The 23056-nt window shown below is 71.9% G+C and carries 18 protein-coding genes; 9 read left to right on the forward strand and 9 right to left on the reverse strand.

Translation table 11 applies throughout. The features are described 5' to 3' along the window. Positions 1 to 140 precede the first annotated feature (140 nt). On the reverse strand, positions 141 to 734 hold the full coding sequence (locus tag D7147_RS24020; RefSeq protein WP_120681441.1) for a hypothetical protein: 594 nt from the start codon (positions 732 to 734) through the stop codon (positions 141 to 143). Positions 735 to 2041: 1307 nt separating this feature from the next. Here D7147_RS24020 and D7147_RS24025 point away from each other — a divergent pair. The 5 genes from D7147_RS24025 (at position 2042) to D7147_RS24045 (ending at position 6837) form a co-directional block, all read left to right on the forward strand. Further along, on the forward strand, positions 2042 to 2752 hold the full coding sequence (locus tag D7147_RS24025) for a histidine phosphatase family protein (protein ID WP_120681443.1): 711 nt from the start codon (positions 2042 to 2044) through the stop codon (positions 2750 to 2752). 130 nt (positions 2753 to 2882) lie between these two features. After that, positions 2883 to 3452, forward strand: a complete 570-nt coding sequence (locus D7147_RS24030; protein ID WP_120681445.1) for a DUF3090 domain-containing protein — start codon at positions 2883 to 2885, stop codon at positions 3450 to 3452. Continuing rightward, complete coding sequence (locus D7147_RS24035; RefSeq protein ID WP_120681447.1) at positions 3449 to 4267, forward strand: SCO1664 family protein; 819 nt, start codon at positions 3449 to 3451, stop codon at positions 4265 to 4267. Before D7147_RS24030 ends, D7147_RS24035 begins: the two co-directional genes overlap by 4 nt. 117 nt (positions 4268 to 4384) lie before the next feature. Then, positions 4385 to 5623, forward strand: a complete 1239-nt coding sequence (gene mshC, locus D7147_RS24040; protein WP_120681449.1) for a cysteine--1-D-myo-inosityl 2-amino-2-deoxy-alpha-D-glucopyranoside ligase — start codon at positions 4385 to 4387, stop codon at positions 5621 to 5623. 284 nt (positions 5624 to 5907) lie between these two features. Continuing rightward, positions 5908 to 6837 (forward strand): 2-hydroxyacid dehydrogenase, encoded by a 930-nt coding sequence (locus D7147_RS24045; protein ID WP_120681451.1) that lies wholly within the window; start codon positions 5908 to 5910, stop codon positions 6835 to 6837. Between the two features lie 357 nt (positions 6838 to 7194). Here D7147_RS24045 and D7147_RS24050 read toward each other — a convergent pair whose 3' ends face one another. Together D7147_RS24050 and D7147_RS24055 are read right to left on the reverse strand one after the other, a co-directional pair. Further along, a complete protein-coding gene (locus D7147_RS24050) occupies positions 7195 to 7986 on the reverse strand; it encodes a GntR family transcriptional regulator (RefSeq protein WP_120681633.1) in 792 nt (263 codons plus the stop codon). Between the two features lie 210 nt (positions 7987 to 8196). Then, a complete protein-coding gene (locus D7147_RS24055; RefSeq protein WP_120681453.1) occupies positions 8197 to 9066 on the reverse strand; it encodes a PAC2 family protein in 870 nt (289 codons plus the stop codon). A 258-nt stretch (positions 9067 to 9324) separates the two neighbouring features. On the opposite strand from D7147_RS24055, the gene metH reads away from it, so the two are divergent. Together metH and D7147_RS24065 are read left to right on the forward strand one after the other, a co-directional pair. Next, a complete protein-coding gene (metH, locus tag D7147_RS24060) occupies positions 9325 to 12840 on the forward strand; it encodes a methionine synthase (RefSeq protein WP_120681455.1) in 3516 nt (1171 codons plus the stop codon). 185 nt (positions 12841 to 13025) lie between these two features. Continuing rightward, positions 13026 to 13490, forward strand: a complete 465-nt coding sequence (locus tag D7147_RS24065) for a hypothetical protein (RefSeq protein WP_120681457.1) — start codon at positions 13026 to 13028, stop codon at positions 13488 to 13490. Between the two features lie 734 nt (positions 13491 to 14224). Here the strand turns inward: D7147_RS24065 and D7147_RS24070 are convergent. The 4 genes from D7147_RS24070 to D7147_RS24085 all read right to left on the reverse strand — a co-directional run bounded on the left by D7147_RS24070 (position 14225) and on the right by D7147_RS24085 (position 17601). Further along, positions 14225 to 14785, reverse strand: a complete 561-nt coding sequence (locus tag D7147_RS24070; RefSeq protein ID WP_120681459.1) for an SMI1/KNR4 family protein — start codon at positions 14783 to 14785, stop codon at positions 14225 to 14227. A gap of 276 nt (positions 14786 to 15061) precedes the next feature. Continuing rightward, on the reverse strand, positions 15062 to 16300 hold the full coding sequence (locus D7147_RS24075; RefSeq protein WP_120681461.1) for an RNA polymerase sigma factor: 1239 nt from the start codon (positions 16298 to 16300) through the stop codon (positions 15062 to 15064). A 3-nt stretch (positions 16301 to 16303) separates the two neighbouring features. Beyond that, positions 16304 to 16696, reverse strand: a complete 393-nt coding sequence (locus D7147_RS24080) for a YciI family protein (protein ID WP_233563390.1) — start codon at positions 16694 to 16696, stop codon at positions 16304 to 16306. Between the two features lie 95 nt (positions 16697 to 16791). Continuing rightward, positions 16792 to 17601, reverse strand: a complete 810-nt coding sequence (locus D7147_RS24085) for a class I SAM-dependent methyltransferase (protein WP_120681465.1) — start codon at positions 17599 to 17601, stop codon at positions 16792 to 16794. A 189-nt stretch (positions 17602 to 17790) separates the two neighbouring features. Between D7147_RS24085 and D7147_RS24090 the strand changes: the two genes are divergently transcribed. Beyond that, on the forward strand, positions 17791 to 18534 hold the full coding sequence (locus tag D7147_RS24090; protein ID WP_120681467.1) for a neutral zinc metallopeptidase: 744 nt from the start codon (positions 17791 to 17793) through the stop codon (positions 18532 to 18534). 139 nt (positions 18535 to 18673) lie between these two features. Beyond that, on the forward strand, positions 18674 to 19315 hold the full coding sequence (locus D7147_RS24095; protein ID WP_120681635.1) for an HAD family hydrolase: 642 nt from the start codon (positions 18674 to 18676) through the stop codon (positions 19313 to 19315). Between the two features lie 170 nt (positions 19316 to 19485). Here D7147_RS24095 and D7147_RS24100 read toward each other — a convergent pair whose 3' ends face one another. Then, on the reverse strand, positions 19486 to 22038 hold the full coding sequence (locus D7147_RS24100) for an ABC transporter permease (protein WP_120681469.1): 2553 nt from the start codon (positions 22036 to 22038) through the stop codon (positions 19486 to 19488). Beyond that, positions 22038 to 22805 (reverse strand): ABC transporter ATP-binding protein, encoded by a 768-nt coding sequence (locus D7147_RS24105; protein WP_120681471.1) that lies wholly within the window; start codon positions 22803 to 22805, stop codon positions 22038 to 22040. The genes D7147_RS24100 and D7147_RS24105 overlap by 1 nt, the downstream gene beginning before the upstream one ends. Positions 22806 to 23056: the final 251 nt, after the last annotated feature.

The following is a 23056-nucleotide window of genomic DNA, read 5'->3' on the forward strand; positions in this document are numbered from 1 at the left end:
TTGCTCTGCGGTCGGTCTTGCTCTGCATCCCGATACGCGCCGTTCCGCTCCCGGTCCTGCCTCGGCGCCGCGGCTGGATACGCCGCTGGCCGGCGCCCGTGTGGGGTGCCGGCCAGCGGTCAGGTGATGCTCTGTGGTTGTCAGCTGTTCCAGTACTGGGCGACGAGGTCGGCGGCCTGCTGCTCCCACTGGGCGTAGGCGTCGGGGTAGGCGGAGACCTGGACGGTCTGGGCGGCGTCGGTCAGCGGCATGTCCTGCCAGCCGTCGACCTGCTTGAGGCCCTTGAGGAACGCGGTGGTGGAGTACTGCGGGTCGGTGATCTGTTCCGGGGTGCCCCAGCCGGAGGTGGGGCGCTGCTGGAACAGGCCCAGCGAGTCGTGGTCGTTGGCGTCACCGAGGTGACCCAGGTTGTGCAGCTTCGACTCCTGCAGGCTGGTGGCGATGGAGATGACCGCGGCCCGCTCGTTCATGTCCGACTTCTTCGTGGCGGCGATGATCGCCTTCACATTGGCGGTCTGCTCGTCGTCGAGGTTGATGCGGGACTGGGTGCCGTGGGTGCCGTTGGGCATCAGCTTGCCCTTGTCCACGGCCGGCTTGTCAGCCTGCACGACAGCGACCGGCTTGGCATCCACCGCCGGGGTGGCGGCGTGGGCGGCGACGGGGCCGCCGATGACGCCACCGGCGAACGCGAGACCAGCGATACCGAGAACGCTCTTACGCATGATCGTGTTCATGTCAAAGCTCCTTCGGGGGTGATGACCCACACCCGGGGGGGGTGTGCAGGTCAGCGCCACGCTCGGGCGCTTCACAGGAAGGGGGGAAAGTTTGTGGTCGGTCGGCGCCTGCGCGAACCGGGGGTGTTCGCGGGGCCGGGGTCCCGGGGTGAGGCGGGGGGCTTCACCACGCCGGGACGGTGTTCAACGGTCGGCGACCCGCCATCATTCCTGGCGACATGCCCGGGGGTCTCGGGGGCTTGGTGACCGTGGCCCGCTGCGACCCGGAGAGGTCGTGCGGCGGGACCGTGTTCAACGACCGGCGGCCCACCATCATTCCCGGGGGCCTTTGCCGTGCCCGGCCCGGTCGGATGCGCTACCGGGCGGCGGGCTGCTACCTCGGCCGTCGGGGCTGTTCAACGCCCGCGACCCGGCCACGATTCCGGCCTGAGGATGCCACCGGTCACACCCCGAAACCGCCCGGAACCGCCCAGGCTGGTTGGCCGCGTCCCAGACCGCGCTGGCCGAGGACCGGACATTGCGCGCCATTCACCCCAGGCGCGACCCGTGATCGACTCGGGGTCCTTGAAGTCGGGGCATCACGCGGCCGGGACACCCCGACATCAAGGAACCCGAGTCGATCATTGGCGCGCTTGGGGCGATGAACGCGATGTGTCCGATTTGCCCGCCTGGAGGGGCTGCGGGGTAGTGCCCAGCGCCGGGCCCTGCCCGGGGGTGCCGGCCCGATCCGCGCGAAGGTCCGTTCGAGGGCCCGCGCGGCCGCGAACCGGACACCGTTCGCGAATCACCCCAGGCGCCGCTCGTGATCGACTCGGGGTCCTTGAAGTCGGGGCATCACGCGAACGGGACACCCCGACATCAAGGAAACCGAGTCGATCAATCGGCGCGCACGGGGCGATGAACGCGATGTGTCTGGTTTGCGCGCCTGGCGGGGCGGCGGATAGGCGCCAGCGACCGGGCTCTGCGCGGGGGTGCCGGCCTGATCCGCGCGAAGTTCCATTCGAGGGCCGTACGGTCGTCGCATCATCCCGCCGGGGCGTCCCGACATCAGGCACCTCGCGTCGATCAGCCCAGCAAGCGCGCCGACGGCGACCCGCGACAGCGACTCGACGGAAGTGAACCGCGAGCGCGATCCAGTCACATGCAGCCCGCCCGATCCGCGCCCCATGGTCAACTCGGGTTCCTTGATGTCGGGGCATCCGGACGACCCGGACACCCCGACATCAAGCCGATCTAAAAGGAAGTCGGGGGGTCGTGGTCGGGACAGCGGTCGCGCGGTGGCCCGGGGCGACGGGGGAGGCCCTAGGGTGGTGACCGTGGCGACCCTTCTGCTTCTGCGACACGGCCGGACGACCGCGAACGCCGACGGCGGCCTTGCCGGGCGGCAACCGGTGGAGTTGGACGAGACCGGCCGCGCGCAGGCGACCGCGGCGGGGGAGCGGCTGCGCGGCCTGCCGTTGGCGGCGGTGGTGACCAGTCCGCTGATCCGTTGCCGGCAGACCCTGGAGTTGGCGCTGCCGGACGCCTCCCCGGTGGTCGAGGAGGGGCTCATCGAGTGCGGGTACGGCAGCTGGGAGGGGCAGCCGCTCAAGAAGCTGGCGAAGGACCCGCTCTGGCCGGTCGTCCAGCAGCACCCGAGTGCCGTGGTCTTCCCCGAGGGGGAGGCGATGGCGGCCATGGCGGCGCGCGCCGTCTCGGCGGTGCGCTCCTGGGACGCCCGGGTCACCGCCGAGCACGGTCCCGAGGCGCTCTGGCTGGCGTGCAGCCACGGCGATGTGATCAAGGCCATCGTCGCGGACGCGCTCGGCGTACACCTGGATCTCTTTCAGCGGATCGTGGCCGACCCGGCGTCGGTGACGGTGATCCGCTACACCCCGCTGCGCCCGTTCCTGACCCGGCTCAACGACACCGGTGGCGACCTGAGCGGCCTGGTTCCGCCGCGGCCGAAGCGGCGGCGGGCGGCGCGCCGGGTCGACTCGGACGCGGCGGTGGGCGGTGGCGCCGGCAGCACTCGATGATCACGCACGGTAGGCGCGGTGACGCCCCGGGAGTCGGGCGTCACACGTCGGTGCGCGGGGTGTGGCGCGCGGTGGCGATTCGGGTCGGTGGGGTGCGCGACGCCAGGACGGGCCGGATAGGGTCGTGAGTATGAGCCACCAGGTGCACGCCTTCGAGCCGCCGGAGCGGTTCGTCGCCGGGACCGTCGGGCCGCCGGGGGAGCGGACGTTCTTCCTCCAGGCCCGCGGTGGCGGTCGGCTGGTCAGCGTCGCGCTGGAGAAGGTCCAGGTGTCCCTGCTCGCCGAGAAGCTCGAGGAGCTGCTGACCGAGGCGCACCGCCGGTTCGGGGTGGAGCTGCCCGAGGCGCCCCGGGCGGTCGGCGACAACGACCCGCTGGACACGCCCGTCGACGAGGAGTTCCGCGTCGGCACCCTCGGCCTGGCCTTCGACGTGGACACGGCGACCGTGGTGATCGAGGCGATCGCCGCCGGTGAGGCGGAGGCCGAGGTCGAGCTCGGCGACGAGGAGGAGGACTCCGACGACGAGCCGGACGAGGACCTCGACCGTCTTCGGGTCCGGCTGACCCCGCAGGCGACCCGGGAGTTCATCGAGCGCGCCCGCCGGGTGGTCAATGCCGGCCGTCCGCCGTGCCCGCTCTGCGGCCAGCCACTGGACCCCGCCGGGCACCTCTGCCCGCGGCACAACGGTTACCACCGGTGACGTCGTCCGGCATCCAGCCACGACAGGACGGCAGCGCGGCGCTCCGGTTGCTGCGCGACGGCGAGCTGACCCTCGAGGGGCGGCTCGTCGACGCGTCGAACGCCACGCTGCGCGGGGTGCTGACCCTCGACGGGGTGAGCGCCCACTGCGTGTACAAGCCGGTGCGCGGGGAGCGTCCGCTCTGGGACTTCCCCGACGGCACCCTCGCCGGCCGTGAGGTCGCGGCGTACCTGGTCTCCCGGGCCACCGGCTGGGACCTGATCCCGCCGACCGTACTGCGCGACGGGCCCTTCGGAACGGGCTCCTGCCAGCTCTGGATCGACGAGCCCGCCGACGCGGAGCCGCTGGTCGGGTTCGTGCCGGCCGACGCGCTGCCGCCCCGCTGGTTCCCGATCGCGGCGGCGCGGGACGACGACGGCACCCCGTACGCCCTGGCGCACGCCGACGATCCCCGACTGGCCCGCCTCGTGGTGCTCGACGCGGTGATCAACAACGCGGACCGCAAGGGCGGACACGTTCTGCTGGGCGCGGACGACCGGATCTACGGCGTGGACCACGGGGTGAGTTTCCACGTCGAGGAGAAGCTGCGGACGGTGCTCTGGGGCTGGGCGGGCCGGCAGCTGCCGCCGGACGCGCTGGAGGTGCTCGACGCGCTCGCCGGCCAGGTCGCCGGAGCGCTCGGGGAGGAGCTGGCCGAGCATCTGACGATCAGCGAGATCGTCGAGCTGGCGGCCCGGATCGATCGGCTGCGGGACAGCGGCCGGTTCCCGCTGCCCCCGGAGGAGTGGCCCGCGGTCCCCTGGCCGCCGATCTGACCCCGCGTACTCCCCGACCGGCCGGTGCCGCGCGGATGCCGAGGCGTACGGCCGCTGTCATGTTGATCACTCGGTGGCGCTCCCGTCCGTCGTCCTGCGGCTGGATAGGCTGACGGAATGGAACCGTGGGCGGGACATGAGGTGCCGCGGCTGCCCGGTAGGGGCGGACCGCTTGCGTTGTACGACTCGGCGCGGCAGGGCCTCCACCCGAGCGATCCCGCCGACGTGGCGCGGATGTACGTCTGTGGCATCACGCCGTACGACGCGACCCACCTCGGTCACGCCGCGACCATGATCACGTTCGACCTGGTGCAGCGGGTGTGGCGCGACGCCGGGCGGACGGTGCGGTACGTGCAGAACGTCACCGACATCGACGACCCGCTGCTGGAGCGCGCCGCGCGCGACGGTGAGGACTGGAAGGTCCTCGCCATGCGGGAGACCGCCCTGTTCCGGGAGGACATGGAGGCCCTGCGGATCATCCCGCCGGCAAACTACGTCGGCGCGGTCGAGTCGATCCCGGACATCGCCGAGAAGGTGCAGCTGCTGCTCAAGGACGGGGCCGCCTACCGCCTCGACGACGGCACCGGCGACGTGTACTTCGACATCTCCGCCTCGCCCCGCTTCGGCTACGAGTCCAACCTCAGCCGCGCCGAGATGCTGGAGATCTTCCCGGAGCGCGGCGGTGACCCGGACCGGGACGGCAAGCGCGACCCGCTCGACCCGCTGCTCTGGCGGGGCGCCCGGGAGGGCGAGCCCTCCTGGCCGGGCGGCGAGCTGGGCGCCGGGCGTCCCGGCTGGCACATCGAGTGCGCGGTGATCGCCCTGGACCTGCTCGGTGACCGGATCGACGTGCAGGGCGGCGGCAACGACCTGCTCTTCCCGCACCACGAGGCGTCCGCGGCGCACGCCGAGCGGCTGACCGGCGAGGCCCCGTTCGCCCAGCACTACGTGCACGCCGGCATGATCGGCCTGGACGGCGAGAAGATGTCGAAGTCCCGGGGAAACCTGGTCTTCGTCTCCCGGCTGCGCGCGGACCAGGTCGACCCGATGGCGGTCCGGCTGGCGCTGCTGTCCGGCCACTACCGCAGTGACCGCACCTGGACCGACGAGCTGCTGACCGCCGCGCAGGAGCGGCTGGCCCGCTGGCGGCAGGCCGCCGCCGCGCCCGCCGGTCCGTCCGGGGCCGAGCTGCTGGCCGGCGTACGCGCCCGCCTCGCCGACGACCTCGACAGCCCGGGCGCGCTCCAGCTCGCCGACGCCTGGGCCGAGCAGGCGCTGGCCGGCGCAGGCGACGACCCGAGCGCGCCCGCGCTCTTCGCCGACACCGTCGACGCCCTCCTCGGCGTCCGCCTCTGACCCGTTCCGCCGCTGACCCCGCCGTCAGCTGATTCTCCCGCCGGGGACCCGCTCGGTCGCCCGGCCCGTCGTAGACCGACGCCCCCGGTTCCGTCTCGGACCGGGGGCGTCGGCGTCGGATGGCGTGGCGCGCCAGCGTCCCGGGACCGGACGTCGGTGCCGCTTTTCGGCGTCGGTCCGGCGCTTCGGGCATTCCGCTAGGACGGACCTCACAAGCTGTTTACCAGCACATTCGGTCGGCCCCACAGGGATCGAACGGCCTTGGTTGGCTAGCGTCGCCAAACATGAAGGTGTGGATTCCTCACAAGTTTGGCATTCCGGTTCTTGGTGACTTGCCCGACAGTGTGGTCGTCGAGGTCGCCGACGATCCGCAGAACCTCCCCTCGGCGCCGGACGGGGTCGAGTTCTGGCTGCCGACGTTCATCGGTATGCCCCACGACACGAGCCACCTCATCACCGAGTTGCCGGACCTGCGGGTGGTGCAGCTGCCGAGTGCGGGAGCGGAAGCCTGGGTCGACCGGACGCCGGCAGGGGTGATCCTCTGCAACGCCCGGGGCGTGCACGACTCCTCCACCGCCGAGTGGGTGGTCACCGGGATCCTGTCGCAGCTGCGCGCCTTCCCGTCGTTCCTGCGCGCCCAGGATCGGGGCGTCTGGACCACCGAGCCGTACCTGCCGACCGACGAACTCGCCGGCAAGCGGGTTCTGATCATCGGGGCCGGCTCGATCGGGTCCGCGGTGGCGGCCAGGCTGGCCCCGTTCGAGGTGGAGTTGACCTTCGTCGCACGCAGCGCGCGCCCGGCCGAGGGGGTGCACGCGGTCACCGACCTGCCGCGCCTGCTGCCGGCCGCGGACATCGTCGTCCTGCTCGTGCCGCTCACCACCGAGACCCGTCGACTCGTGGACGCCCGCTTCCTCGCCGCCATGGCCGACGGCGCGATGCTGGTCAACGCCGCCCGCGGCCCGGTCGCCGACCCGACGGCGCTCTTCGCCGAACTCGCCACCGGTCGAATCTCCGCGGTGCTCGACGTCACCGACCCGGAGCCCCTGCCGCCCGGCGACCCGCTGTGGCACCTGCCGAACGTCCTGATCACGCCGCACGTGGGCGCCCAGGTGCACGGCCTGCTGCCGCGCGTGTACCGGTTGGTGGCCGCGCAGCTGCGCCGGTACCTGGCCGGCGAGCCGCTGCGCAACCAGGTCACCGGCGGGTACTGACCGCGCCGGCGGGGACCGACGTTCGCCACGCGCCCGCCGGTTCGTCCCGCCGGTGGGCGCGGCGTCGACGCTGCCGCCGCGCGCCGACGACGCGGGGATCGAGCCGACGCTGCGGGCTCGGGCCGACGCCGCGGCTACGCACCGATGACGCGGGTCTGGACCTTCGCCGCGGCCGCGCGCCGACGCTGCGGTTCCGCGCCGACGCTGCGGTTCCGCGCCGACGCTACGGCCGCGCGGCGCGCCGTGGCCGCCCCGCCGACGCCACCGGTTCGGGCCTCGCGGGTTCGCGCCGCCCCAGACCCGGGTCGACGTCTCCGGTCCGGGCCGACACTGCGGCCGCGCGGGACGCGGCAAGGCTCAGCCGAGGACGAGCCCCGGGTCCGGGTCCGGCTCGGCCGCCGGGGCGGGGACCTGGTACTCCTCGGTGAGGGTGGTCATCGGGCCGGGCCAGGTCGCCTGGGCGACCTCGATCGGTTTGTGGGCGCCGTCGTACGCGACGTGCAGCAGGTGCAGCACGGGGGTGTCGGGCCGGATCTGGAGGGTCTCCGCCTCCTCCCGGCTGGGCTGGCGGGCGCTGATCGTGTCGGTGGCGGTGACGTACCGCCGACCGGTTGCCTCCTCGGCCTCCTGGTAGAGCGGCCGACCGAAGGCCTCCGCGCGCTCGAGCGAGGTGCCGGCCGCGTCGGCCGGCAGGAACCAGGAGGCGCCGACCTCGACGGGGGAGTCCTCGGTGCGGACCAGGTGCCTGCGGCAGACCAGCTCCGTGCCGTCGGAGACGCCGAACGCGTCGGCCACCTCGGGCGGGGCGGGGGAGCGGCCGACCGAGACCAGCTGCTGCCGGTACCGGGCGGCGAGATCGGTGTGGTAGCCGCGGAAGCCGCCGTACCGTCCCCGGGAGAGGCGGTTGAGCCGCCGGCGGGTGCCCCGGACGTAGGTGCCGGAGCCCGGCTTGGTGATGAGGACGCCCTCGACCCGCAGCTGGTCGACGGCGCGCTGCACGGTCTGCTTCGCGACGCCGAACATCTCGGCCATCGCCGGGATGGACGGCAGTCGCTCGCCCGGCGCCCAGTCTCCCCGCCGGATGCGCGTCGTGAGCTGCGCGGCGATCTGCCGGTGCGGGAACTCGGCCGCGCCCGGGTTGATCTGCATGCCCGCCTCCTTGATCACATCTAGGTTCCTAGGATGCCCTAGCGGTGGTGCGCTGCGCCACCCCGACACGCAGAATCATCGGCCCCCGACACGACGACGCACCGGTCGAACCCGCGGCCGACGACGCCAGCAGGCCGACGACGCCAGCAAAAAGCCCGGGCGGTACGACGAGATGTCGTACCGCCCGGGCTTGGCGCGGGGGAGTGGCGGCTACCAGGAGCCGGCGGTCGGGCCCGCGGAGCCACCGCGGCGGCGCAGGTACTTCTCGAACTCCTGGGCGATCTCGTCGCCGGTCAGCGGGGTGATACCCGCGTCGCCGACGCGTTCCTCCAGCTCACGGACGTACTCGCCGAGCTCGGCGTCCTGCTCTGCCGCGTTGCGTACCCGCTGTTCCCACTCGGCGGCCTCCTCGGCCAGGTCGGCCATCGGCACCGGCAGGTCCAGCACCTCCTCGACCCGGTGCAGCAGGGCCAGGGTGGCCTTCGGGCAGGGCGGGTTGTTCGCGTAATGCGGCACGTGCACCCAGAACGAGACCGCGTCGACCTCGGCGCGGCTGCACGCGTCGTGCAGGACCCCCACGATGCCGGTCGGACCGTCGTAGCGGGTGGGCGTGAGCTGGTAACGCTCGGCCGCCTGCGCGTCCGACGCGCTGCCGCTGATCGGCAGCGGCCGGGTGTACGGCACGTCGGCCAGCAGCGCACCGAGCAGCACGACGCGCTCGACCTCCAGGCTGTGGCAGATCTCCAGTACCTGCTCACAGAAGGTGCGCCAGCGCATGCTCGGCTCGATGCCGCGGATCAGCACCACGTCCCGCTCGGTGCCCTCCGGGCTGGCGACCATGAACCGGGTGGTGGGCCACTCGACCCGGCGGGTCTCGCCCTCGGCCATCGTGATCGTCGGTCGGCTCACCTGGAAGTCGTAGAAGTCCTCCGGGTCCAGCTCGGCCACCTGCCGGGCCTGCCAGACCTGCTCCAGATGCTCCACCGCTGCGGTGGAGGCGTCCGCGGCGTCGTTCCAGCCCTCGAACGCCGCGATCGCCACCGGTGAACGCAGCACCGGCAGCCCGTCGAACTCGGTCACGCCGTCACCTCGCTGTGCTCGTTGCGGCGGATCGGGCCGAACCCGCTCGTCCGCCGGTGGTGCATGGTGGCGTCCCTGTTCTCCTTCACGTCCGTCAGCCTACGTCCCGGGCCGGCATGCGGCCCGTCGGCCGCGCCGGTCAGGGGGGCCGCCGGCCCGCAGCGGGGGTCGAACCGGACAGAGTGATCCCGGCGACAGAATGTGGGACAGCGCGCCGGGGAGGATCGCGACGCCCGGTCCCGCACTAGCCTTAAGGCCGTGCGGATCTCGTTTCTCGACGCGTTGGCCGACCGGATCCTCATCGCCGACGGGGCGATGGGGACGATGTTGCAGGCCGCCGACCTCACCCTGGACGACTTCGACGGGCTCGAGGGCTGCAACGAGATCCTCAACGTGACCCGGCCGGACGTGGTCCGGGGCGTGCACGAGGCGTACCTGGCCGCCGGCGCGGACTGCGTCGAGACCAACACGTTCGGCGCGAACCTGCCGAACCTCGCCGAGTACGACATCCCGCACCGCATCCGGGAACTCTCCGAGGCCGGCGCCCGGCTCGCCCGGGAGGCCGCCGACGCGTACAGCACCGCCGAGCGGCCCCGCTTCGTGCTCGGCTCCATCGGTCCCGGCACGAAACTGCCCACCCTCGGCCACGCCCCGTACACCGACCTGCGGGACGCCTACCAGCAGAACGCGGCCGGGCTGATCGAGGGCGGCGCCGACGCGCTGATCGTGGAGACCTGTCAGGACCTGCTCCAGGTGAAGGCGGCCATCGTCGGGTCGAAGCGGGCGATGGCCGAGCTCGACCGGGTGGTGCCGATCATCTGTCACGTCGCGGTGGAGACCACCGGCACGATGCTGGTGGGCAGCGAGATCGGCGCGGCGCTGGCGGCGATCGAGCCGCTGGGGGTGGACCTGATCGGGTTGAACTGCTCGACCGGCCCGGCCGAGATGGGCGAGCACCTGCGCTACCTCTCCCAGCACTCGCGTACCCCGCTGTCGGTGATGCCGAACGCCGGTCTGCCCGTGCTCACCGCCGACGGGGCGTACTTCCCGCTCACCCCCGTGGAGCTGGCCGACGCGCTGGAGCGCTTCGCCACCGAGTACGGCGTCTCGCTGGTCGGCGGCTGCTGCGGCACCACGCCGGAACACATCCAGGTGCTCGCCGAGCGGCTGCACGGGGTCAGCGCCGCGCCGCGTACCCCGCAGCACGAGGCCGGCGTCTCGTCGGTCTACCACCCGGTGCCCTTCGCCCAGGACGCCTCGGTGCTGATGGTGGGGGAGCGGACCAACGCCAACGGCTCGAAGGCGTTCCGGGAGGCCATGCTCGCCGGGGACTGGCGGGCCTGCGTGGAGATCGCCCGCAGCCAGGCCCGGGACGGCTCGCACCTGCTGGACGTCTGCGTCGACTACGTCGGCCGGGACGGTACCCAGGACATGCGAGAACTGGCGGGCCGGTTCGCGACCGCCTCCACGCTGCCGATCATGCTGGACTCGACGGAGCCGGCGGTGATCGAGGCCGGCCTGGAGATGCTCGGTGGCCGCTGCGTGGTCAACTCGGTGAACTTCGAGGACGGCGACGGCCCGGAGTCCCGCTACGCCCGGGTGATGCCGGTGGTCAAGGAGCACGGCGCGGCGGTGGTGGCGCTGCTCATCGACGAGGAGGGGCAGGCCCGTACCCGGGAATGGAAGGTCCGGGTCGCGGAGCGGCTGATCGAGGACCTGACCGGCCGCTGGGGGATGGACCGCTCCGACATCCTGATCGACGCGCTGACCTTCCCGATCGCCACCGGTCAGGAGGAGACCCGCCGCGACGGCATCGAGACGATCGAGGCGATCCGGGAGATCGCGCAGCGGTATCCGGGGGTCAACTTCACCCTCGGCGTCTCCAACGTCTCGTTCGGCCTGAACCCGGCGGCCCGGCAGGTGCTCAACTCGGTCTTCCTGCACGAGTGCGTACAGGCCGGGCTCACCTCGGCGATCGTGCACGCCAGCAAGATCCTGCCGATGTCGAAGATCCCCGACGAGCAGCGCGAGGCGGCCCTCGACCTGGTCTACGACCGGCGCCGCGAGGGGTACGACCCGGTGCAGCGCTACATCGAGATCTTCGAGGGGGTCGACGCCGCCTCGGCGCGCGCCGGTCGGGCCGAGGAGTTGGCCGCGCTGCCGCTGGACGAGCGGCTCAAGCGGCGGATCATCGACGGTGAGCGCAACGGCCTGGAGGCCGACCTGGACACGGCGATGGCCGAGGGACGGGCGCCGCTGTCGATCATCAACGACATCCTGCTCGACGGGATGAAGGTCGTCGGTGAGCTGTTCGGCTCCGGTCAGATGCAGCTGCCCTTCGTGCTCCAGTCGGCCGAGGTGATGAAGAGCGCGGTGGCGCACCTGGAGCCGCACATGGAGGCCGTCGAGGACGGCGGCAAGGGCCGTATCGTCCTGGCGACCGTGCGCGGCGATGTGCACGACATCGGTAAGAACCTGGTCGACATCATCCTGTCCAACAACGGCTACGACGTGGTGAACATCGGCATCAAGCAGCCGATCAGCGCCATCCTCGACGCCGCCGAGGAGCACCGCGCCGACGCGATCGGGATGTCCGGGCTGCTGGTCAAGAGCACGGTCATCATGAAGGAGAACCTGGCCGAGATGGCCAGTCGCGGGGTCGCGGACCGCTGGCCGGTCCTGTTGGGCGGTGCGGCGCTGACCCGGGCGTACGTCGAGGACGACCTGCGGTCGATGTTCCCCGGGCAGGTGCACTACGCGCGGGACGCCTTCGAGGGGCTGTCCCTGATGGACCGGGTGATGACCGCCAAGCGCGGTGGTGCGCCGGTGGTCGACCCGGAGCGGGAGGCGGCTCTGGCGGCGCGGCGGGCCCGCCGGGAACGGCAGCGGACGATGGTCGTCGAGTCGCTGCCGGAGCTGAACGACGCGTCGGTCCGCTCGGACGTGGCCCGGGACGTGGAGGTCCCCACCCCGCCGTTCTTCGGCACTCGGGTGGTCAAGGGCGTGCCGCTCGGTGACTACGCGTCGCTGCTCGACGAGCGGGCCACGTTCCTGGGGCAGTGGGGGCTGCGCGGTGCCCGGGGCGGCAAGGGACCGTCGTACGAGGAGTTGGTGGAGACCGAGGGGCGGCCGCGGCTGCGGTACTGGCTGGACCGGCTCATCGCCGACCAGGTGCTCGAGGCGGCCGTGGTGTACGGGTACTTCCCCGCGTACAGCGAGGGGAACGACCTGGTGGTGCTGGACGAGAACGGGCAGAGCGAGCGGGCCCGGTTCTCCTTCCCCCGGCAGCGGCAGGAGCGGCGGCTCTGCCTGGCCGACTTCTTCCGGCCACGCGGCGACCAGCTGGACGTGGTGGCGTTGCAGCTGGTCACGGTGGGCCAGCCGGTCAGCGAGTACGCCGCGAAGCTCTTCGCCCGCAACGAGTACCGCGACTACCTGGAGGTGCACGGACTCTCCGTCCAGCTCACCGAGGCGCTCGCCGAGTACTGGCACAAGCGGGTCCGTGCCGAGCTGACGCTGCCCGGTGGGCGTACCCTCGCCGCCGACGATCCGGCGGACCTGGCCGGCCTGCTGCGCACCGACTACCGGGGCTGCCGGTACGCGTTCGGCTACCCGGCCTGCCCCGATCTGGAGGACCGCGCCAAGATCGTGGAGCTGCTCGGAGCGGAGCGGATCGGCGTGCAGCTGTCGGAGGAGTTCCAGCTGATGCCGGAGCAGGCCACCGACGCGATCGTGGTGCACCACCCGGAGGCGAGCTACTTCAACGCCAAATAGTCCGAGCGAGTGCTCTGACCAGCACTTTCACCCCCTGCGGCGCTCTTAGAACCACGATCGTGCCGTCTCCAGGTCGTCACCGGCGTACAGGCCGTCACCCGGGCTATCAGCATCGGCCGTCGCTGACGTCCGCGAAACGACCTGGGCGTCGCAGAACACTTGCGGGATGGGTATCGTGCGCGCCCATGAGCTACGACATCACGTTCCTGTCCAAGGATGACGACCAGTCCTGGGACCAAGCGCTTGATGCCTTGGAGGAACGGGTTGAGGACGACGCGGACACCGGATCGCCGGACGCGGAAGCGTGGGCGCACATCGTGGCCGAAGCGCGGCAACTCCTGGGCGACGTTGACGCGCAATTGTTGCAACTGGACCATGAACCGACCGGCATCCAGTTGAGCCTGTACGGCGATGAGGCAGGGATTACCGTTCCGTACTGGTACCAGGGCCCTGACGCTGCGGCGATCGTCAAACTGATCTATCAACTCGGCCTCATCGTCGAGCGCCACACGCGACTGGTGGGTTACGACGGGCAGGTTGGACTTGCCGTGGCCGAAGCGGCCGACCAACCACACCTTGCCGTCTCGATCTTCGATCAGGTTGCCCGATCGTTCGCCCGACGCGGAATCGCGAGCCCCAGCAACAACTGACACTCCGCTGGTAGGAGACGCGCGTACGCCAAGCATCAACCGAGGCCGCAGTGCAACCATCAACCGGCGCAGGACAGCCGGCTGCCCACGATGCGGACGCTCCCTATTTTCGTCAACGCCCGCAGTCGCCGGGCAGGCCAGGGGCCGGCGGGTCACCACAGCTCATCGAGCGCCGCGATCTGCTTGCGAAGGGTCCGGGCGTCCTGTGGTGGAAGAACAGCAACGGCGACGTCCAGGATCCAGCGCAACTCGGGCGGGTTGGGACAGCACTGCATCACTCCGCAGCCGGCCGTCGGGTCCCACAAGCGATGCCAGGGGTGGCGTACGAACCATGACCAGGTCCGCAGTGCATCAGAGACGGCCTGGTTCCAGAGGCGGGTGCGTTCGAGGTAGGCGATGGTTCTCAAGCCGCGGGCCGAGAGCCCAGGGATGACGGAGGTCGACCCGTTAAGCGGTCGCCGGTAGATGGAGTCGGCACGCAGTTGTGCTGGGCGCCTACGCGGCATTGCCCTTTCGGGGAGTCGACATGCCGATCATCGTTGCACACCCGCGTTCGGCTCACCTGCCGGGCGACGACGTGTGAGCCTCCAAGATCATGCCAGTCTTCAGGCCGTTGAGGTGCCCATCTGAGGAGTTCCTTGACGGGGTCAGGCCCAATTCGCAGGACGTCTCGTCCGGTTTGATCGGCTATATTCGCGCCCACAATCGATACAACGCCAAGTACGGCCTCATGATCAGCCGGCCGCGCGTTCCTTGGCGTCCGGCCACGGTGGCAGTTCGTCGAAGTCGTCACCTTCCGCGGCCTTGACCCACCACCCGGTGTCGTTGACGTAGTGCTCCAACCACGTCGTCAGGCTGGGAGAGTCGATCCACCAGGCGGCGTCGGGGTCTCCCGGGTTGGGTTCGAAGAGGAGGACGGTTCCCTGCTCGCTTCGGCAGTCGACGCACGCGTACATGCCGCAACCCCAGTCCAGGATCGGAAGAACTCCTTCAGGCCAGGCCCACTCGGTGTTGGCGGAGCTGCGTCTCGCTTCGATGTAACAGTCGACGGCCTGTTCGGACGTCGGTCCCTCGGTCAGGCTGAGTAGCTGGTAATCCGGGCCGAAGCCGCCGTTCGCGAAGTCTCGGTAGATCGCCGCCAGCAAGGGGTGTAGCTGGAACCCCAGTCGCTCCTCGGCGTCGGTGACCTTCTCGTGGGCAAGCGGAGCCGGCAGGCCGGTGGCAACTGGCGTCAGTGGCTCGTCCTCGCGAGCCCGTGCGGCGATGCGGGCCAGAAGGTCGGTGTAGTCCGTCACGAGACGCGATCATGCCGCAGAGGTATGTCAGTCTCTCCGCCGTGAGGTGAGCGTGAAGATCTTGGAACGTTGTGGCCCTCTTGAGGGCCGCTTCCTTCCAAGATCGCGGGGCGGAACGGGTGATGATCGGCGTCGGGAGTGCTAGCTAGCGCCCCGCGCCCTGGCCACGAGATCTTGGTAGGAAACGGCCCCCAAGAGGGCCGAAAGGTTCCAAGATCTCAGCGAGGCGCACCAAGATCTCGACGGGCCTGTCAGGCGAGGTGAGGCGGGAGTGGGTCAGTCGGTGAGGCGGTTGGCGCGGGAGTGGAGGTAGCGCTGCTGGGCGAGGTTCGTCGACCGTCCGGCCGCCGTCCGGTACGCCTCCTCGGCGGCTACCCGGTCACCGACCAGCTCCAGCAGGTGCGCCCGGGCGGCGGGCAGCCGGGGATCGCCGGCGAGGCGGTTCTCGGCGGCGAGGCCGTCGAGCAGGGCCAACCCGGCGGGCGCGCCCCGACTCATCGCCACCGCCACCGCGTGGTTGAGCGCCACCACCGGGCTGTCGGCGACGTCCCGCAGCACCTCGTAGAGTGCGGTGATCTGCGCCCAGTCGGTCTCGGCGGCGCTGCGCGCCTCGTCGTGCACGGCGGCGACGGCCGCCTGCAGCTGGTACGGGCCGACCGGCCCGCGGGGCAGCGCCGCGCTGACCAGGGCGACGCCCTCGGCGATCTGGTAGGCCTTCCAGCGGCTGCGATCCTGCTCGGCCATCGGCACGAGCTCGCCGTGCGCGCCGATCCGGGCCGGTGCTCGCGCATCGGTGAGCAGCATCAACGCCAGCAGCCCGGCCACCTCGGCTTCGTCCGCCAGGAGCCGGTGCAGCAGCCGGGCCAGCCGGATCGCCTCGGCGGCCAGGTCGGCGCGGAGCAGGCCCGGCCCGGCCGTGCGGGTGTACCCCTCATTGAAGATCAGGTAGAGCACGTGGAGGACGACGGCGAGCCGCTCGCGGCGCTCGACGCCCGTCGGCATGCGGAACGGTAAGCCGCTGTCGCGGATGCGCTGCTTCCCGCGGCTGATCCGCCGGGCCATGGTCGCCTCGGGCACCAGGAAGGCTCGCGCCACCTCGGCGGTGCTGAGCCCACCCACCGCGCGCAGCGTCAGCGCGATCTGCGCGGCGGGGGAGAGCGCCGGGTGGCAGCAGAGGAAGAGCAGGATCAGGCTGTCGTCGCCGTCGTCGGATGGTCGGTCCGCGGCCGGCGCCACCCGGTCGGCGGGCAGCACCCGGCGGGCGACGAGGTCCTCCCGCCGGGCCCGGGCCTGTTCCCGGCGGAGCAGGTCGGTGAGCCGGCGGGCCGCCACCGCGATCAGCCAGGCCCGAGGGTTCTCCGGTACGCCGTCACGCGGCCAGCCGGTCGCGGCGGCGATCAGCGCCTCCTGGGTGGCGTCCTCGGCCGTGTCGAAGTGACCGTAGCGGCGTACGAGCGCGCCGAGGACCTGCGGCGCCAGCCGACGCAGCAGGTCCTCGACACGCGGCTCGGGCACCGGTCAGCCGGCCAGGTCCTCGACGCCGTCGAGCACTGGCCGCACGTCGACGTACTCGCCGGGGGCGTCGGGGTTCACGAAGCCGGAGGCGATCTCGGTGGCCCGGTCGAAGCTGGCGCACTCCACGATCGTGTAGCCGGCGAGCACCTCCTGCGTCTCCGGGTACGGGCCGTCGGTCACCACCGGCAGCCCGCCGTCGACCTGGACCCGGCGGGCGTGCACCGGCGCGCTGAGCCCCTGGGCGTCGACCAGCTCGCCGGAGTCGACAAGCGCCCGGTGGACCTTCTCCATGTGCGCGTGCATCGCCGCGACCTGCTCGGGGGTCATGGCGGGGCGGTCGCCCGGCTGCCCGCTGAGCACGTCGTAGTCCTGCTGCGAGCCGTACAGGAGGATCATGTACTTCACGGTCTGCTCCTTCCGTCGGCGCCGCCGCGGCGCCGCTCACCGGGGACGTCGAAGCCGTCCGCCGGTTCCGGACACCCGGCCCCGGTTCATCGTGTTCGACCCGACGCGACCAGGGCCCCGGTGGGCAGGCCGAGGAGCCCGTCGGGGCCGCGGTACTCGGCGGTGAGCCGGTCGTAGGCGTCGCGGGCCCGCCGGCGGAGATCGGCCGGCGCGCCGTCGAGCAGCAGCCCGAGCTCTCCGATGCCGGCCTCCGGTCCGGCCCACCACTCCTGCGGGTCGGTGCGGTGCACCCAGGAGAGCGTCTCGCACCGCAGCGGGTCCAGCCCCGCGCCACGCAGCAGCCCGGTCAGCCCTTCCGGCGTACGGTCGAAGTTCCGCTCGGCGTCGACCTGCGGCAGCGCCGGTCGGGGTGGCCCGCCGGCCGCCTCGTACGCCTGCCGCCAGAGTCGTTGCAGCGGCGGCCGCGGGTACGGCCAGATGGTGATCGCCACCTGACCGCCGGGGCGTACCACCCGGCGCAGCTCCGACACGGCGGCGAGCGGGTCGCCGACGTGGTTGATCACGAAGTTCGCCACCGCCACGTCGAAGGCGCCGGTGGGGAAGGGCAGCAGGGGCAGCGCGGCCCGCGCGAAGTGGCCCGCGGCGCGGGCCGTACGGGCCGTGACGATCATGCTGGCCTCGGCGTCCACGGCGGTCACGGTCGCGCCGCGCGCGGTGGCGAGCGCCGCCACGGTGCCCGGGCCGGTGCCGACGTCCAGCATCCGGGCGCCGTCGGTCACCCCAGCCGCATCCAGCAGGGCCGGCGCGGGGTACGCGCAGAGCCGGCCGAAGCTACGGGCGTACGCCTCGGCGCGCCCGGCCCACCGCCCACGTTCGTGATCGTCGAAGTCGGTCATCGACGTGACCTTATTGCGGGTGTCAAAGACCCGGACCGGCCTGCGGCGGGCGGGCGCAGCTCCACCGACGACTTCGACAGCGGCCCCAGCCGCACTCCTCGAATCCCGGCACCGTGGCGCCGCTCGGCGCGCAGGGAGCACGTACCGTCGGGGTATCGCGTGCGCGAGCGGGCTGCCGGGGAGGGCGATGTGGACAGACGGGCGACAGGTCGGTTCCGAGGGCCGCTGGCGGGCCTGCTGGTGGCGCTCGTGGCGGCCGGCGGCTGCTTCGTCGGAGGGGTGAGCGATCCGCAGGGCGGTGAGCCCGCGCCGCCGGAGCCGACGGTGGCGCCGGGCACGGCCGCCACCCGCGCCGACGGCACCACCAGCGTCGAGGAGTTCGCCCAGGACGTCGCCGACGCGCAGGCGGTGGCCGAGCGGTACTGGGCGGCCCAGTTCCGGGCGTCGGGGGAGGGGTTCCGACCGATCCGGCGGATCGTCTCCTACCAGCGGGCCGGGGAGGTCTCCTGTGGCGGGCAGGCGTTGCCGCGCAACAACGCCGTCTACTGCTCGCAGGGCGACTTCATCGCGTACGACGTCGCCTGGTCCGTGGCCGCGTTCCGGCAGGTCGGCGACGCGTTCGTCTTCTACCTGCTCGGCCACGAGTACGCGCACGGCATCCAGGTACGCCTCGGCATCCGCTACGACTTCACCATCCAGCAGGAGCTGCAGGCCGACTGCATGGCCGGGGCGTACCTCGGCGACTCGGTGCGCTCGGGCGCCCTGACCCTCGGCGAGGGTGACCTGGAGGAGTTCCGGGAGGGGTTGGCGGCGGTCGGCGACGACCCCGACCAGCCCTGGTTCGCCGAGGGTTCGCACGGCACCGCCGAGCAGCGGACCGACTCCTTCTTCCGCGGCTACGAGCGGTCGCTGGCCGCCTGCGACCTCGGCTGATCCCGGCGGCCGGGCCGCGGTGGGCCCGGCGATTGCGTGGGTCACCCGGGCGGGCACCGGGACGAGCGTCCCGCCGTGCCCCTGAGAGGATCCCGGCATGTCCCTGGGCGATCCGCACACCAGCCGTCATCCCGCCGCCGTGCTCTTCGACATGGACGGCACCCTGGTCGACAGCGAGAAGCTGTGGGACGTCGCGCTGCAGGAGCTCGCCGCCGTCTACGGCGGGACCCTCTCCGACGACGCGCGCCGGTCGATCGTCGGCACGGTCATGGCGGACTCGATGCGGATCCTGCACGAGGACCTCGGCCAGCCGGAGCGGGACCTGAAGGTCAGCGCCGACTGGATCGACGCCCGGATCCTGGAGCTGTTCCGCACCGGGCTGAGCTGGCGGCCGGGGGCGATGGCCCTGCTGACGGCGGTACGCGCGGCCGGCATCCCGACGGCGCTGGTCACCTCCAGCGGCCGTCCGCTGGTCGAGGTGGCGCTGGAGACCCTGGGCCGGGAGAACTTCGACGTGGTGGTCTGCGGCGACGAGGTGGTCGCGGCGAAGCCGCACCCGGAGCCGTACCTGACCGCCGCCCGGCTGCTGGGGGTGCCGATCGAGCGGTGCGTGGCGATCGAGGACTCGGCCACGGGGGTGGCCAGTGCCCTGGCCGCCGGCGCCGCCGTGCTGGCCGTGCCGGCCGAGGTGCCGCTGCCGTCGACCGACGGCGTACACCAGTTGAAGAGCCTGACCACCGTGGACCTGGAGTTCCTCGCCGCGCTGCTGGCCGGCCGCTGACGCCGTGCTCGCCGGCCCCTGAAGCGGTGAGGGCCGCGCTGCTCGTCGGCCGCTGACGCGGTGAGGGGCCGCGCCGGTCGGCGCGGCCCCTCACGGATGTCGTGCTTCGTGCGGATCGGTGCCGGTTGCCCCCGCGGTACCGAGTGCGGGGGCAACCGTCGGGTCGCGGATCAGTCGTGGGCGATCGCGCCCAGCACGTTGATCCGGGCGGCCCGGGCCGCGGGCAGGATCGCCGCGATCACCCCCACGATCGCGGCGAGCCCGAGGGCGACCCCGATCTGCGTCCACGGCAGCACCAGGTCGGTGATGCCCTCGTCCTTCAACGCCTCGACCACGGCGGCGCCCAGGCCCGCGCCGACGAGCACGCCGAGCAGCGCCCCGAACACCGAGATCACCACCGCCTCGACGGTGATCATCCGCATGGTCTGCGCCCGGCGTAGCCCGATGGCCCGCAGCAGCCCCAGCTCGCGGGTGCGTTCCAGCACCGACAGCGCCAGGGTGTTGACGATGCCGAGGACCGCGATCACGATGGCCAGCGCCAGCAGGATCTGGATCATCGTGAGCAGCCCGTCGACCTGACCGGCCTGCTGCTCGATGAACGCGTCCCGGTCGGCCACCGACACCTCCGGGGAGTCGGCGAGCAGCGCCTCGACCTGCGGCTGCACGTCGGCGACGTTGGTGCCGGGGGCCAACTGGATGAAGCCCTGGATCGGCTGCGGGATGGCGAAGTCGCGGGCCGCCTCCGCCGGGAGGATGACACCGTTGGTCAGCTGGCTGCTGCCGTAGATGCCGGTGACCGTGTAGGTGCTGGGCTCGCCACGGGCCAGCTGCACCGGCACCGTAGAACCGACCGAGAGTCCGCGGTCCGCCGCGGTGTCCGTGCTGACCAGCATCTCGTTCGGTCCGAGCCGGTCGATGTTCCCGGCGGTGGGCTGCACCCCGAAGATCTGCCGGAGCGCGGCGTCGTCGCTGCTCGCGGCGACCCAGGTGCGTTCCCCGCCGACCACGGCCAGGTCGCCGTACTCGCCGTCGACCAGCTGGACGCCGGGAATCGCCGCGGCCTTCTCCAGCACCGCCGGGTCGAACGTCGGCGGCCGGGGGCCGCTCTGCACGCCGGCGATGACCAGCTCGGCCTTGATGGTGTCCTGGGCGAGGCCGCTGATGCTGCTCTTCGCCGAGTCCAGGATCACCGTCACGCCGGTCACCAGGGCGATGCCGACCATGAGGGCCGCCGCCGTGATGGCGGTGCGGCGCGGGTTGCGCCCCGAGTTGAGCCGTCCCAGCTTGCCCGGCACCGACCAGGCGAAGATCGCCCCGAGCACGCTGACCACCGGTCGGCTGATCAGCGGGGTCAGCAACGCGACACCGATGAACGCGAAGAGCACCCCGCCCAGGATCGTGACCAGCGTGCTGTCCCCCGCGTTGCCGGAGAGGCCGAGGAAGAGCAGCACCGCGCCGATCGCGCTGACCACACCGCCGGTGACCGTGATCCGGGTCAGCGGGCGGTCCGGCGTGGCCACGTCCTGCATCGCCGCGATCGGTGGGATCCGCGAGGCCCGCAGCGCCGGCAGCAGCGCCGCCACCACGGTGATGACCAGGCCGACCGCGAACGCGCTGATCACGGCGCTCATCGGTATGCCGAGCCCGGCCAGGGTGAGCCCGCCGGCCAGGTTGCCGAACGCCCACGCGAGCAGCGCGCCGATGCCGATGCCGGCGCCCAGGCCGAGCACCGAGGCGATCAGGCCGACCGCGATCGCCTCCAGCACCACCGAGCCGATCATCTGCTTCCGGCTGGCGCCGATGGCCCGCATCAGCGCCAGCTCCCGGGTGCGCTGCGCCACGATGATCGAGAAGGTGTTGAGGATCAGGAACGTGCCGACCAGCAGCGCCACGGCCGCGAAGCCGAGCAGGATCCGGTTGAAGAACGACAGGGCCTCCTTGAAGCCCGCCGCCGCCTCCTCCGACAGCTGCTCGCCGGTCTTCACGTCGTACCCGCCGCCGACCGCGCCGGCCACCGAGTCGCGCAGCGACTCGGGGGAGACACCGTCGGCGGCCTGCACGCTCACGCTGTTGAAGGTGTCGGGCTCGCCCAGCATGAGCCGCTGCGCCACCGGCGTGGTGAACATGATCTCGTTGGAGCCGCCGATCGAGTCCCGGCCACCGCTGTAGCCGAAGATCCCGACGATGGTGAACTGCTGCTTCGGCTCCAGCGGGGTGAGCACCCCGACCCGGTCACCGAGCTTCACCTTGCCCGCGTCGGCGAGCCCCTTGTTGATGACGATCTCGTCGGCGGCGTTCGCGCCGCGCCCCTCACGCAGCTGGATCAGGTCCGTCTCGCCGGTCCAGTTCTCGCCGAGCTGTGGCGGACCGAACGAGGCGACGGCCTTGCCGTTGCTGCCGATCAGGCGGGCCCCGTCGATGGCGACCACGCCCGTCGCGTCGGCCACCCCGGGCACCGCGCGGACCTTCTCGACCGTGCTCGCCGGGAACGGCGGAGGAGCCTGCTCGCCCTCCATCTCCGACATCGCGATCTTCGGCTTGGCCGCGACGTTGACGTCCACCCCCTCGTACGCGTCGGCGAAGATCGCGTCGAAGGTCCGGCCGAGGGTGTCGGTCAGCACGAACGCGCCCGAGACGAACATCACTCCCAGGACCACGGCCAGCCCGGAGAGGGTGAGCCGCAGCTTGCGCGCCAGGAGACTCTTCAGTGTCGCCCGGAACATCAGCCGTTCACCTCGGCCGAGGCGTCCAGCTTCTTCATGGTGTCCAGCACGGTGTCTGCGGTCGGCTCGATCAACTCGGAGACGATCTGCCCGTCGGCCAGGAACACCACCCGGTCGGCGTACGCGGCGGCGGTCGGGTCGTGGGTGACCATGACGATCGTCTGGCCGTGCTCACGTACCGAGTTGCGCAGGAAGTTCAGCACCTCCGCGCCGGCGCGGGAGTCGAGGTTTCCCGTCGGCTCGTCGGCGAAGATCACTTCCGGGCGGGAGACCAGGGCCCGGGCGCACGCCACCCGCTGCTGCTGCCCGCCGGAGAGCTGCGCCGGCCGGTGGTCCAGCCGGTCCCGCAGCCCGACCGTGTCGATCACGATGTCGTACCAGGCCGGGTCCGGCTTGCGTCCGGCGATCGACAACGGCAGCAGGATGTTCTCCTTGGCGCTGAGCGTGGGCAGCAGGTTGAACTGCTGGAAGATGAAGCCCACCTTGTCCCGGCGCAGCTTGGTCAGCCCGGCGTCGCCCAGACCGGTGACCGTGGTGTCGCCGATCGACACCGTCCCCCGGGTCACCGTGTCCAGCCCCGCCAGGCAGTGCATCAGCGTCGACTTGCCCGACCCCGAGGGGCCCATGATCGCGGTGAAGCGGCCCTGTTCGAACTCGGCACTGACCCCCCGCAGCGCGATGACCTGCGCCTCGCCGCTGCCGTACACCTTCCACACGTCGTTCGCCCGGGCCGCGGCCTGCGCCTGCCGGCCTACCGTCGCGGTCACGTCTTCTCCCTCTGTCGTTCGGTCCGTCCGCGCCGCCCCCCGCTGGATTCGGCGCGACCCTCTCATCCTCCGCGTTCGTCACCCCGGTTCTCTCCGACCTTGGTCGGAGCCGGTGCGGATTTCCGTGCTGCGGGTGCCCCCCATGCCGACTCAGGGTTGCCCCTGAGACGGGGCTGATCGAGCACGGTGGGTCGCCGCAGCCGACCAGCCCGGCCGGACGCTATGGGTTGACGCCGCGTGAGAGTCAACCC

The organism is Micromonospora musae (genome assembly GCF_003626545.1).
In the GTDB taxonomy this organism is placed as follows: domain Bacteria; phylum Actinomycetota; class Actinomycetes; order Mycobacteriales; family Micromonosporaceae; genus Micromonospora; species Micromonospora musae.

Bases quoted from the DNA above. Each gene is read 5' to 3' on its own strand.
- D7147_RS24085 (WP_120681465.1), bottom strand. From the start codon at position 17,601: ATGACCGACTTCGACGATCACGAACGTGGGCGGTGGGCCGGGCGCGCC.
- D7147_RS24100 (WP_120681469.1), bottom strand. From the start codon at position 22,038: ATGTTCCGGGCGACACTGAAGAGTCTCCTGGCGCGCAAGCTGCGGCTC.
- D7147_RS24080 (WP_233563390.1), bottom strand. From the start codon at position 16,696: ATGATCCTCCTGTACGGCTCGCAGCAGGACTACGACGTGCTCAGCGGG.
- D7147_RS24045 (WP_120681451.1), top strand. From the start codon at position 5,908: ATGAAGGTGTGGATTCCTCACAAGTTTGGCATTCCGGTTCTTGGTGAC.
- D7147_RS24030 (WP_120681445.1), top strand. From the start codon at position 2,883: ATGAGCCACCAGGTGCACGCCTTCGAGCCGCCGGAGCGGTTCGTCGCC.
- D7147_RS24065 (WP_120681457.1), top strand. From the start codon at position 13,026: ATGAGCTACGACATCACGTTCCTGTCCAAGGATGACGACCAGTCCTGG.
- D7147_RS24020 (WP_120681441.1), bottom strand. From the start codon at position 734: ATGAACACGATCATGCGTAAGAGCGTTCTCGGTATCGCTGGTCTCGCG.
- mshC (WP_120681449.1), top strand. From the start codon at position 4,385: ATGGAACCGTGGGCGGGACATGAGGTGCCGCGGCTGCCCGGTAGGGGC.
- D7147_RS24050 (WP_120681633.1), bottom strand. From the start codon at position 7,986: ATGCAGATCAACCCGGGCGCGGCCGAGTTCCCGCACCGGCAGATCGCC.